Genomic DNA, 12,098 nt, shown 5'->3' on the forward strand with positions numbered 1-12,098 from the left:
GTTGCAATTTCGCTCAACTCTCGTAAACGCTTCGACATATAAGTTAATTCAGATACCCGAAACGCGATTCGATCCCACGCGCCGGAGACGCCTTGATGGATATGAAGTTACGAAGCCGGTCAGCTCGCGCGCTTGCCGCGGCGTTGATCCTTTCCCCCTGTTCCCCCTGTCTGGGCATCACGCCTGCGCTTTCGGCCGAAAAGCCGGAATACACGCTTCAGGTCGTCGTGGAAAAGGCGCATCAATCCGATGTCTCGAAGCCGCTCAACGTGACCGGCACGATCGCCGCGGCCAAAAGCAGCGACCTTGCCTTCCGCGTCGGCGGAACGGTGGTCGAGCGGCTGGTGCAGACCGGCGATGCGGTCAAGGCGGGGCAGTTGCTGGCGCGGCTCGGGACCGCGGAACTTCAGGCCAATATCACCGCGGCGCAGGCGGGTGTTGCCTCGGCCAAGGCGACCTTCGATCTCGCCACCTCCGATCTGGCCCGGCAGAAATCGCTGCTCGACAAGGGCTTTGCGACACGCTCGGCCTATGAACAGTCTACCAAGTCCGTCGATGTCGCGAAGGCGCAACTGGATATCGCGCAAAGCCAGTTGCAGATCGCTGAAGACAATCTCTCCTATGCCGAACTCAAGGCCGGTTCCGATGGTGTGGTCACGGCCGTCAATGTCGAGATCGGACAGGTCGTGCAGGCGGGGCAGGCCGTCATCACGATCGCCAACGGCAATGCCAAGCAGGCCGTCTTCGACGTTTCCGACGCGCTGATTGCGACGGGCGAGATCAGGAAGGCCGAAATCTTCCTCGTCGCCGATCCATCCGTGAAGGCAAAGGTGCAGCTGGCGGAAGTCTCGCCGACGGTGAACGTGCGTACGGGAACGGTGCGCATCAAGGCGGACATCATCGATCCGCCGGCCCGGATGACGCTGGGCGCTGCCGTTGCCGGCACCGGCAGCAGTCAGCCGATCTCCGGCTTCCCGCTGCCCTATAGCGCCCTCTCGCGGCAGGACGGCGCGCCGATCGTCTGGGTGGTGGACCCGGCTGCGAAGAAGGCGACGCCGCGGAAGGTCAAGCTTCTGCAGTATATCGGCCAGACCATGGTTGTCTCCGGCGACCTTAAGGAGGGCGATCTGGTGGTCACGAAGGGCAATGTCTTCCTGAGCCCCGATCTTGTCGTCAATTACACGGAGGCGGCGCGATGATGTCCATGAGATTGTCTGCAACGGCGGCGGCTGCGCTCGCCGCGGCATTCCTTCTCTCCTCCTGCGAGGAAAAGAAAGCCGAGACGCCGCAGGAGGATAGACCGATTCTGACAGCGGTGGTGCAGTCTAGACCGGAGGTCGTGCTGGATTTCCCCGGAACGGTCGAGCCACAGGTTTCGACCCAGAAGGCGTTCCGCGTGCCGGGCCAGATTGTTGCCCGCAACGTCACCGTCGGCGACACAGTGCGAAAGGGCGATGTGCTGGCAGTGCTCGATACCGCGCAGCTGAAGGAAGGCGTGCGTTCGTCCGAGGCGAGCGTCACCGCGGCCCAGTCGCAGCTTGCCAATGCGCAGTCGGTTGACGACCGCGCCAACGCGCTCGCCAAGGAAGGCTTCGCCTCGCCTGCGCAGATCGACAGCGCAAGCCAGAGCCTGGCGGCGGCCGATGCCAACCTCGAAAGCGCCCAGGCCCAGCTCGCCAAGGCGCGCGAACAGCTCGGCTATGCCCAGCTGATTGCCGATTACGACGGGATCGTCACGGCTTCAACGATCGAAGTCGGAGAAACGGTTGCCGCCGGTGCCCCGGCCATCACCATTGCACGTCCCGATCTGCGCGACGCCGTGATCGATGTCCCCGACGACGTCGTCGGCCGCATCGCTGCCGGTGATGTCTTTGAAATAGCGACGCTGCTGCAGCCGGACCGGAAGATCGAGGGCAAGGTGCGCGAGATCGCGCCGAGTGCCGACAAGCTCACGCATACGATCCGCGTCAGGATATCGATCGGCAACGCGCCGGACGTGTTCCGTATCGGCACGACGATCGAGGCATCCGCCCGAAAGACCGGCGGCGAAACCATTCTCGTTCCCTCCGACGCTATCATGTCCGATGACGGCAAGCTGACGGTCTGGAAGTTCGATCGCGCCGGCTCGAAGGTCGTCAGGACCGCGATCGAGGCGGCGGAAGGCCCTGGCACCAGCTATGTCGTCAAGTCCGGTCTGAAGGGCGGCGATCTCGTCGCCGTTGCCGGAATTCATGCTCTCAAGGATGGCCAGCAGGTCAAGCTCGTCGAGGAAGCCGCCCGATGAAAAAGTTCAATCTGTCCGACTGGGCGCTCGAGCATCGTTCGCTTGTCTGGTATTTCATGATCGTGTCGATCATCGCCGGCGCCTTCTCCTTCATCAATCTCGGCCGGGAGGAAGATCCCTCCTTCACCATCAAGACGATGGTCATTCAGGCCCAGTGGCCGGGTGCCACGGCGGCCGAGACGGCCGACCAGGTGACGGACCGCATCGAGAAGAAGCTGCAGGAACTGCCGGAGCTCCATTACACCAAGTCGATGACGGAGCCTGGCAAGGCGACGATTTTCGTTGATCTTCTGGCGACCACCAAGGCGCGTGACGTTCAAAGCGTCTGGTTCCGCGTCCGCAACATGATCAACGACATTGCCTACACCTTCCCGCAAGGCGTCCAGGGGCCGTTCTACCAGGACACTTTTGGCGATGTTTTCGGCAATATCTATGCCTTCACGGGCGATGGCCTGAGTTATCGGCAGTTGCGCGACTATGTCGAAAACGCCCGGTCGAATATCCTGTCGGTGCCTGATATCGGCAAGGTCGATGTCATCGGCGCGCAGGACGAAGTCGTCTATCTCGAATTCTCACCGCGCAAGCTTGCGGCCTTCGGCATCGACCAGCAGGCCATGCTGAATGCTCTGCAGGAGCAGAATGCGATCGCCCCCTCGGGCGTCATCAATAGCGGGCCGGAGCGCATCGCCTTGCGCGTCACGGGTCAGTTCACCTCTGAAGACAGCCTCCGCAACATCAACTTCCACATCAACGATCGTTTCTTCCGCCTTAGCGACGTGGCGAATGTGACGCGGACCTATATCGATCCGCCGTCATCCGTCTTCCGCTTCAACGGCAAGAACGCGATTGCCCTGGCCGTCGGCATGAAGCCGGGGGCGAACCTGCTGAACTTCGGCAAGGCGCTGGACGATCGGTTGGCGCAGATCCAGAAGACGCTTCCCGTGGGTGTCGACATCCATCTGGTCGCCGACCAGCCGAAGATCGTGAAGGAGGCCGTGGGCGGCTTCACCAAGGCGCTGTTCGAAGCCATCATCATTGTTCTGGCCGTCAGCTTCGTCAGCCTCGGCATGCGCGCCGGTGTGGTTGTCGCGATTGCCATCCCGCTGGTGCTCGCGATCACCTTCATGGCGATGGAATATTCCGGCATCACGCTGCAGCGTATTTCGCTCGGTGCCTTGATCATCGCGCTCGGCCTGCTGGTCGATGACGCCATGATCGCTGTGGAAATGATGATCGCGCGGCTGGAAGCGGGCGATCCGCTCAACAAGGCGGCAACGGCCGTCTACACCTCCACCGCATTCCCGATGCTGACCGGCACGCTGGTCACGGTCTCTGGCTTCATCCCGATCGGCCTGAACAGCAGCGCGGCCGGCGAATATACGTTCACGATGTTCGTTGTGATCGCCGTGTCGCTGATTGTCTCTTGGATCGTGGCCGTGCTCTTCACGCCCTTGATCGGCGTGACGATCCTGCCGGAAAAGTGGAAGAAGCATCATGAAGAGGGCCATGAGAGCCGTTCCATGCGTCTCTTCCGTGGAATCCTGACAACCTGCATGCGCAATCGCTGGCTGACGATCGTCGTCACCTTTGCGGCTTTCGGCGTCTCGGTCTACGGCATGAGTTTCGTGCAGCAGCAGTTCTTCCCGTCTTCGGACCGGACCGAACTCGTGATCGACATGTCCCTGCCGAAGAGCGCCTCCATGGCGGAGACGACGACGCAGGTCACCAAGTTCGAAAACGACATGCTGAAAGGCAATGAGGGCGTCGAACACTGGTCGACCTATATCGGCGCCGGTGCCCCGCGCTTCGTCCTTGCCTTCGACGTGAAGCAGCCGTCCTCCTATTTCGGACAGGTCGTCGTGATCACCAAGGACGTGGCGACGCGCGAGAAGCTGCAAAAGCAGTTCCAGGATTACCTGGACAAGACCTTCCCCGGCTCCGACAGCCTCGTGAAGCTGCTGGAACTCGGCCCGCCGGTTGGCCGTCCTGTTCAGTATCGCGTCAGCGGTCCGAATGTTGACCAGGTGCGCGACTATGCCATGAAGCTGAAGACGGAGCTCAGCAAGGATCCGTATCTGGCCAAGATCGTCTACGACTGGATGGAACCGACCCGCGTGGTGAAGGTGGATGTCCTGCAGGACCGTGCGCGCCAGCTCGGTGTCAGCTCGAAGGATATCGCAACTTCGCTGAACGGTATTGTCGGCGGCATGACGGTCACGCAGCTCCGCGACTCGATCTACCTGATCAACGTCATGGTCCGCGCCGACAAGACGGAACGTTCGTCCATCGACGCGCTCGAAAACCTGCAGTTGCCGAACGCGAGCGGCAATTCGATCCCGCTCTCGTCGATCGCCCGCTTCGAATATACCGAAGAGCAGCCGGTGATCTGGCGGCGTGACCGCCTGCCGACCATCACCGTTTCGGCCGCCATCCAGGGCGACCGCGAAGCGCTGAACATCGTAAAGGATCTGGAGCCGGCGGTGGCGAAGTTTGCAGCTTCCCTGCCGCCCGGCTACGAGATCAAGACCGGCGGCGTGGTGGAGAACAGCGAAGAGTCGCAGGCGCCAATCATTGCCGTCATTCCGGTGATGCTGCTTGTCATGTTCACCGTTCTCATGCTGCAGCTGCAAAGCTTCAGCCGGCTCTTCCTCGTCATTGCGGTGGCTCCACTCGGCCTCATCGGTGTAGTCGCAGCGCTTCTGCCCAGCGGCGCGCCGCTCGGCTTCGTGGCGATCCTCGGCGTGCTGGCACTGATCGGCATCCTGATCCGCAACTCGGTCATCTTGATCGTGCAGATCGAGGACTTGCGGAAAGGGGGGATGAATGCCTGGGACGCGGTGCTCGATGCTTCGATCCATCGTCTGCGGCCGATCATGCTCACTGCGCTCGCGGCCAGCCTTGGCCTCATCCCGATCGCCGAGGAAGTGTTCTGGGGGCCGATGGCCTATGCGATGATCGGCGGCATCGTGATCGGCACGGCGCTGACGCTGCTCTTCCTGCCGGCGCTCTATGTCGCGGCCTTCCGTATTCGCGAGCCGAAGCCGGAACAGGCTTGAGGCCGCAGGATCAACCAGCTTCATGCCGCGGCGTTCGAACGAGCGCCGCGGCTTTTCATACTCAATTCAGAATACTTTGAACTGCGTTCGAAAATCTGTAATCTGAAGCAAAACGAAAGGGGAGGCGTTTCGATGATATTCTCGGCACGGCAGGATGAGATTGTAGCGCTCGCCAAGTCGAAGGGCCGTGTTTTTGTCGAAGAGTTGGCCACACTCTTTTCGGTCACCCCCCAAACCATCCGCAAGGACCTGAACGATCTGTGCGATGCGCGGGTGCTGTCCCGCATCCATGGCGGGGCGCTGTTCCCAAGTGGCACCGAGAACCTGAAATATGAGCAGCGCCGCGCCATGGCGGCGACCGAGAAGCAGGATATCGGCCGGGCGGCGGCGGCGCTCATCCCCGACAACGCTTCGCTCTTCATCAATATCGGCACGACGACGGAGGCCGTTGGCGAGGCGCTGAGCGACCATCACGAATTGATGGTCATTACCAATAACATCAATGTCGCCAACCGCTTGAGGGTCTATCCTGCAATCGAGGTGGTGATCGCGGGCGGTGTCGTGCGCGGCTCGGACGGCGGGATCGTCGGCGAGGCGGCCGTGGATTTCATCCGCCAGTTCAAGGTGGATTTCGCCGTCATCGGCGTCTCGGCCATCGACGAGGATGGTGCGCTTCTCGACTTCGACTATCGCGAAGTGAAGGTCGCGCAGGCCATCATCGCCAATGCGCGGCATGTCATCCTTGTGAGCGATTCAGCCAAGTTCGAACGTACCGCGCCGGTCCGGATCGGGCATATCTCGCAGATTAACACGTTCATCACCGATCACTGTCCGATTGCCCGCGTTCGCGAAATCTGCGCGGAGAACGATGTCCGGCTGATCGAAACGCGCGCTGTGGACAACGAAGGTCGATAAAGTTTCGTTTGACATTCGTTTCAATTTCGTTTCCTATACAATGGATTTCGCAAATGCAATAATTTGTTGCGCTGCGAAAGACGAGGTTGAGATGGCAGGCGGTCAGGTTTACGACATCTTTGTTATCGGCGGCGGCATCAACGGCTGCGGCATCGCGCGTGACGCTGTCGGCCGTGGCTATTCCGTGGTGCTTGCCGAAAAGGGCGATTTCGCCTCCGGTACATCCTCCGGTTCGACCAAGCTGATCCATGGCGGCCTGCGCTATCTGGAGCATTATGAATTCCGTCTGGTGCGCGAAGCACTGATGGAGCGTGAAATTCTCTGGGCGATGGCGCCACATGTCATCTGGCCCATGCGCTTCGTGCTGCCGTTCCAGAAGGGCGGCATCCGCCCTGCCTGGCTCATTCGCCTTGGCCTTTTCATCTACGACCACCTCGGCGGCCGCAAATTGCTGCCCGCGACCAAGACGCTCGACCTGCGCCGCGATCCGGCGGGCAAGCCGCTGAAGCCGCTCTTCGCCAAGGCCTTCGAGTATTCCGACGGCTGGGTGGATGACGCGCGCATGGTCGTGCTCAACGCTCGTGACGCTGCGAACCGCGGTGCGCAGATTTTCAATCGCACCGAAGTGGTCAGCGCCCGCCGCGAGGCCGGTCTCTGGACCGTTGAGACACGCGACGTCGATACGGGCGAGCAGCAGACATTCCAGGCTCGCATGCTGGTCAACGCCGCCGGCCCGTGGGTCGACAAGGTGCTCGCTGGTGTCGTTGGACGCAACGACGTCAAGAATGTCCGCCTCGTGCAGGGCAGCCATATCGTGGTGCGCAAGAAGTTCTCCGATCCGCGCGCCTATTTCTTCCAGAACCCGGACAATCGCATCATCTTTGCAATCCCTTACGAGCAGGACTTCACGCTGATCGGCACCACGGATCGCGACTTCACCGGTGATCCGCGCGATGTTGCGATCAGCGAGCAGGAGACGGAATATCTCTGCAACGCGGCCAGCGAATATTTCGCCGAGCCGGTGCGCCGCGAGGATATCGTGTGGACCTATTCCGGCGTACGTCCGCTCTTTGACGATGGCGCCTCGAAGGCGCAGGAAGCCACGCGTGACTACGTCTTGAAGGTTGATGGCGGCGAAGGGACCGCGCCGCTTCTCAACGTGTTCGGCGGCAAGCTGACGACCTATCGCCGTCTGGCCGAACATGCGCTGGAGAAAATCAGCGAGGCCATCGGCGCGAAGGGCAAGCCGTGGACGGCTGGATCGTACCTGCCGGGCGGCAACTTCTCGGCGCAGGGTGCTGCCGCGCAGGCGGATGCCCTGCAGAACACCTATTCGTTCATTTCCCGCGGTCACGCCGAGCGCCTGGTGCGCTGCTACGGCACGCGCGCCGCGGACATTCTTGGCAAGGCCGGCAGCATTGCCGATCTGGGCCAGCACTTCGGAGGAACGCTTTACGAAGCGGAAGTGCGGTTCCTGATCGACCACGAATGGGCGCATACGGCGCAGGATATCCTGTGGCGGCGCACCAAGCAGGGCTTGCATCTGGGGACCGAAGCGGTCGCCGCACTTGAACACTATCTGGAGGGAATTGCGGGCAGCCGCGTTAAGGCTGCCAGCTGATCTTGTCCAGGGAGGGGACCGGATTCAATGCTGGAATTACGCAACGTATCGAAGCGCGTCGGAAAGGATATTCATATCCATCCGACAAGCCTGACGCTTCAGCGGGGGACGCTGAACGTGCTGCTTGGCCCGACGCTTTCGGGCAAGACATCGCTGATGCGGCTGATGGCCGGGCTCGATCGCCCGACTGAAGGCGAAATCCTGTTCGACGGCGCGGATGTCACGGGTGCGCCCGTGCAGAAGCGCAATGTCGCGATGGTCTACCAGCAGTTCATCAACTATCCGCTCCTGACGGTCTATGAGAACATCGCATCGCCGATGCGCATCTCCGGCGCGGATGCCGCAACGATTGACCGCGAAGTCCGCAAGGCTGCGGAAATCCTCAAGCTCACGCCCTATCTGGAGCGCACGCCGCTCAACCTGTCCGGCGGGCAGCAGCAGCGCACGGCGCTGGCCCGCGCCATTGTGAAGAAGGCAAGCCTCGTCCTGCTCGACGAGCCGCTCGCCAACCTGGACTACAAGCTGCGCGAGGAACTGCGCGACGAGTTGCCGAAAATCTTCGCCGAATCCGGCGCGATCTTCGTCTATGCGACGACCGAGCCATCCGAAGCGCTGCTTCTCGGCGGCAACACGGCGACGCTGAGCGAAGGCCGCATCACGCAATTCGGCAGGACGATCGATGTCTATCGCCGCCCGGCTGACCTCCTGACGGCGCGTACCTTTGCCGATCCGCCGCTCAATGTGGCCTCCGTGGTTCGCCGGGGCGGCCAGTTTATGGTGGGGGGCAAGGTGCTGGTGGATGTGCCGGCCCATCTGTCCGCCATCCCGGACGGTCCAGTGACCATCGGCTTCCAGCCGCATCATCTGTTTCCGGCGGCGACCGCACATGCCACGCAGCCTATCGCCGTGCAGACCGCTATCTCTGAGATCGCAGGCTCCGAAAGCTTCATTCATATCGATTTCGATGGCGAACGCTGGGTGATGCTGGCCCGCGGCGTGCACGAATTCGATCCCGGTCTTTCAATGCAGGTCTATCTCGATACACGCCATCTGATGGCGTTCGACGGGCAGGGCCGGGCGATCGGCGCGCCGGCGCCGGTGGAAGGGTGAGGGGGAGAGACGACATGGCACGCATCACGCTCGACCATATCCGCCACGCCTACAGCGCGGAAGCCGAAGCCCGCGGCGAATACGCGCTGAAGGAAGTGCATCACGAATGGGAAGACGGCGGCGCCTATGCGCTGCTCGGCCCTTCCGGCTGCGGCAAGACCACGCTGCTCAACATCATCTCGGGTCTAATCCGCCCCTCGGGTGGCCGCATTGCCTTCAATGGCGCAGACGTCACCGACCTGCCGACCGAGGCGCGCAACATCGCACAGGTCTTCCAGTTCCCCGTCGTCTACGACACGATGACCGTCTACGACAATCTGGCCTTCCCCTTGCGCAACCGGAATGTGCCTGAAGCGCAGGTGGACAAGAGGGTGCGCGAAATCCTCGCCATGACCGATCTTGAAAGCATGGCGAAGCAACGGGCGCGTGGCCTGACGGCCGACCAGAAGCAGAAGATCTCGCTGGCGCGCGGCCTCGTGCGCGCCGACGTCAACGCCATCCTCTTCGACGAACCGCTGACGGTGATCGACCCGCATCTGAAATGGATGCTGCGCTCGCAGCTGAAGCAGCTGCATCGCAGCTCCGGCTTCACCATGGTCTATGTGACGCATGACCAGACGGAGGCGCTGACCTTCGCCGACAAGGTCGTCGTCATGTACGAGGGCGAGATCGTGCAGATCGGCACGCCGACTGAACTCTTCGAGACGCCCAGCCACACATTCGTCGGCTATTTCATCGGCTCGCCGGGCATGAATGTCATGCCGGCTACGGTGCAGGGCGACAAGGCTGTCATTGGTGGGCAGGAGATTGCGCTGGCCGGTGCGCCGAAGGTGGCGGGCGAGGGGCGTATCGAACTTGGAATTCGTCCGGAATTCGTCAGGCTGGAGCGGGGCGGCATGCCGATTGCCATCGACAAGGTGGAAGATATCGGCCGCCAGAAGATCGTGCGGGCACGCTTTGCCGGTCATCCGCTCTCCATCGTTCTCGACGAGGATCAGGACATCCCGGCCGATGCCGGTGCCCGTTTCGAACCGGGTGCCATCGGCATCTATGCCAATTCCTGGCGCGTGGGCATGGAGGCTTGATCATGGAAAAGACCTGGAACAACAAGGCCTGGTTCATGGTGCTGCCGGTTCTGGTTCTGGTCGCCTTCTCGGCCGTGATCCCGCTGATGACGGTGGTCAACTATTCGGTTCAGGACACGTTCGGCAACAACGAGTTCTTCTGGAACGGCACGCAATGGTTCACCGAACTCCTGCGTTCGCAGCGCTTCTGGGACTCGCTCAGCCGAAACCTGATCTTCTCCGGCGTCATTCTGGCCATCGAAATTCCGCTCGGAATTTTCATTGCGCTCAACATGCCGAAGAAGGGCGCCTGGGTTTCCGTCTGCCTCGTGCTGATGGCGCTGCCGCTCCTCATCCCGTGGAACGTGGTCGGCACGATCTGGCAGATTTTCGGTCGCACCGATATCGGTCTCTTCGGTTACGTCGCCAATGCGCTCGGCTTCGACTACAACTATGTGCAGGACCCGGTGGACGCCTGGTTCACCGTCATCATCATGGATGTCTGGCACTGGACGAGCCTGGTCGTGCTGCTGTGCTATGCCAGCCTCGTGTCGATCCCAGATGCCTATTATCAGGCGGCCAAGATCGATGGCGCCTCGCGGCTCGCGGTCTTCCGCTACATCCAGCTGCCGAAGATGCGGCGCGTGCTGACGATCGCCATCCTGCTGCGCTTCATGGACAGTTTCATGATCTATACCGAGCCCTTCGTCGTCACCGGCGGCGGACCCGGCAACTCGACGACCTTCCTGTCCATCGATCTCGTGAAGATGGCGCTCGGTCAGTTCGACCTTGGTCCGGCGGCGGCGATGTCCATCGTCTACTTCCTGATCATCCTGCTGCTGTCATGGATCTTCTACACCGTCATGACAGCCAGCGACGCGCAGAATTGAGGGAGGGCAAGCGATGAGCAAATCCAATACATCCACCGCCGCACGCCTCTCGTGGCTCGTGCCGACGCTCTATATCGTCTTCCTGCTCCTGCCGATCTACTGGCTGGTCAACATGAGCTTCAAGACGAATGAGGAGATCATCTCGACGATGACGATCTATCCTCATGCGCCGACGCTGGCGAATTACAAGACGATCTTCACCGACAGTTCCTGGTATTCGGGTTATATCAACTCGATCATTTATGTGGTTCAGAACACGGCCATTTCCGTCGCGGTTGCTCTGCCTGCGGCCTACGCCTTCTCGCGCTACCGGTTCCTGGGCGACAAGCACCTGTTCTTCTGGCTGTTGACCAACCGCATGGCGCCTCCGGCCGTCTTCGCGCTGCCCTTCTTCCAGCTCTATTCGGCCTTCGGTCTGATCGACACGCATATTGCGGTGGCGCTGGCGCATTGCCTGTTCAACGTGCCGCTGGCAGTCTGGATTTTGGAAGGCTTCATGTCCGGCGTCCCGAAGGAGATCGACGAGACGGCCTATATCGACGGTTATTCGTTCCCGCGTTTCTTCTTCAAGATCTTCATGCCGCTGATCGCCTCCGGTGTCGGGGTGGCCGCCTTCTTCTGCTTCATGTTCTCGTGGGTGGAGCTGCTGATTGCCCGCACGCTGACGACGACGGATGCGAAGCCGATTGCAGCGACGATGACGCGAACGGTGTCTGCGGCGGGCATGGACTGGGGACTGCTGGCGGCGGCAGGGGTGCTCACCCTCGTTCCGGGCGCGCTCGTCATCTATTTCGTCCGCAACTACATCGCCAAGGGCTTCGCACTGGGGAGGGTGTAAGTCATGAATCTCAACTTCACATGGATGGCCTGGACATGGCCGACTGCCGGTTTCTTCCTGACGATCCTCTTCCTCATCGTGTGCATGGGGGTCTGGGAATATGTCTCGCCCGGCGGCAATCCGCGCGTCGGCGTCCTGCGCTTCGAAACCACGCGCGGCGACCGACTCTTCATTTCGCTGCTCGGTGCAGCCTTCATCCATATCGCATGGCTTGGTCTGATGGACGCAAGCCTGTGGTGGGCGCTACTCCTCTCCGCGGGCTACGCAATCTGCGTCTTCCTGTTTGTGTGAGGCCATGCGCTGCGGCGTGAATACGCCGA

General features: G+C 61.3%; 10 protein-coding genes. All 10 read left to right on the plus strand.

The window, feature by feature from the left end; genetic code table 11:
- Nucleotides 1-95 precede the first annotated feature (95 nt).
- Nucleotides 96-1,199, plus strand: coding sequence for an efflux RND transporter periplasmic adaptor subunit (locus tag ABID16_RS16010; protein WP_354557356.1), 1,104 nt, complete (start codon nt 96-98; stop codon nt 1,197-1,199).
- Nucleotides 1,196-2,284 carry an efflux RND transporter periplasmic adaptor subunit gene (locus ABID16_RS16015; protein WP_354557357.1) on the plus strand — a complete coding sequence of 363 codons (1,089 nt, stop codon included), beginning with the start codon at nt 1,196-1,198 and terminating at the stop codon, nt 2,282-2,284. Before ABID16_RS16010 ends, ABID16_RS16015 begins: the two co-directional genes overlap by 4 nt.
- A complete protein-coding gene (locus ABID16_RS16020; protein WP_354557358.1) occupies nt 2,281-5,340 on the plus strand; it encodes an efflux RND transporter permease subunit in 3,060 nt (1,019 codons plus the stop codon). Before ABID16_RS16015 ends, ABID16_RS16020 begins: the two co-directional genes overlap by 4 nt.
- 132 nt (nt 5,341-5,472) lie before the next feature.
- Nucleotides 5,473-6,255, plus strand: a complete 783-nt coding sequence (locus tag ABID16_RS16025; protein WP_354557359.1) for a DeoR/GlpR family DNA-binding transcription regulator — start codon at nt 5,473-5,475, stop codon at nt 6,253-6,255.
- 91 nt (nt 6,256-6,346) lie between these two features.
- Entirely contained in the window at nt 6,347-7,876 is a 1,530-nt protein-coding gene (gene glpD, locus ABID16_RS16030; RefSeq protein WP_354557360.1) for a glycerol-3-phosphate dehydrogenase, read from the plus strand.
- A 27-nt stretch (nt 7,877-7,903) separates the two neighbouring features.
- The gene (locus ABID16_RS16035) at nt 7,904-8,986 is read left to right on the plus strand and encodes an ABC transporter ATP-binding protein (RefSeq protein ID WP_354557361.1); all 1,083 of its coding nucleotides are present in this window, start codon (nt 7,904-7,906) and stop codon (nt 8,984-8,986) included.
- A 14-nt stretch (nt 8,987-9,000) separates the two neighbouring features.
- The gene (locus ABID16_RS16040; RefSeq protein WP_354557362.1) at nt 9,001-10,071 is read left to right on the plus strand and encodes an ABC transporter ATP-binding protein; all 1,071 of its coding nucleotides are present in this window, start codon (nt 9,001-9,003) and stop codon (nt 10,069-10,071) included.
- Nucleotides 10,072-10,073: 2 nt separating this feature from the next.
- Complete coding sequence (locus ABID16_RS16045) at nt 10,074-10,940, plus strand: carbohydrate ABC transporter permease (RefSeq protein ID WP_354557363.1); 867 nt, start codon at nt 10,074-10,076, stop codon at nt 10,938-10,940.
- 13 nt (nt 10,941-10,953) lie between these two features.
- Nucleotides 10,954-11,778, plus strand: a complete 825-nt coding sequence (locus tag ABID16_RS16050; RefSeq protein WP_354557364.1) for a carbohydrate ABC transporter permease — start codon at nt 10,954-10,956, stop codon at nt 11,776-11,778.
- Between the two features lie 3 nt (nt 11,779-11,781).
- Nucleotides 11,782-12,069: a DUF2160 domain-containing protein gene (locus tag ABID16_RS16055; protein WP_354557365.1), complete on the plus strand. Its 288-nt coding sequence runs from the start codon at nt 11,782-11,784 to the stop codon at nt 12,067-12,069.
- Nucleotides 12,070-12,098 lie beyond the last annotated feature (29 nt).

This window comes from Limnomicrobium aquaticum, assembly GCF_040545545.1.
GTDB classification, from domain to species: domain Bacteria; phylum Pseudomonadota; class Alphaproteobacteria; order Rhizobiales; family Rhizobiaceae; genus Ensifer_A; species Ensifer_A aquaticum.

Bases quoted from the DNA above. Each gene is read 5' to 3' on its own strand.
- ABID16_RS16010 (WP_354557356.1), top strand. From the start codon at position 96: ATGGATATGAAGTTACGAAGCCGGTCAGCTCGCGCGCTTGCCGCGGCG.
- ABID16_RS16015 (WP_354557357.1), top strand. From the start codon at position 1,196: ATGATGTCCATGAGATTGTCTGCAACGGCGGCGGCTGCGCTCGCCGCG.
- ABID16_RS16020 (WP_354557358.1), top strand. From the start codon at position 2,281: ATGAAAAAGTTCAATCTGTCCGACTGGGCGCTCGAGCATCGTTCGCTT.
- ABID16_RS16025 (WP_354557359.1), top strand. From the start codon at position 5,473: ATGATATTCTCGGCACGGCAGGATGAGATTGTAGCGCTCGCCAAGTCG.
- glpD (WP_354557360.1), top strand. From the start codon at position 6,347: ATGGCAGGCGGTCAGGTTTACGACATCTTTGTTATCGGCGGCGGCATC.
- ABID16_RS16035 (WP_354557361.1), top strand. From the start codon at position 7,904: ATGCTGGAATTACGCAACGTATCGAAGCGCGTCGGAAAGGATATTCAT.
- ABID16_RS16040 (WP_354557362.1), top strand. From the start codon at position 9,001: ATGGCACGCATCACGCTCGACCATATCCGCCACGCCTACAGCGCGGAA.
- ABID16_RS16045 (WP_354557363.1), top strand. From the start codon at position 10,074: ATGGAAAAGACCTGGAACAACAAGGCCTGGTTCATGGTGCTGCCGGTT.
- ABID16_RS16050 (WP_354557364.1), top strand. From the start codon at position 10,954: ATGAGCAAATCCAATACATCCACCGCCGCACGCCTCTCGTGGCTCGTG.
- ABID16_RS16055 (WP_354557365.1), top strand. From the start codon at position 11,782: ATGAATCTCAACTTCACATGGATGGCCTGGACATGGCCGACTGCCGGT.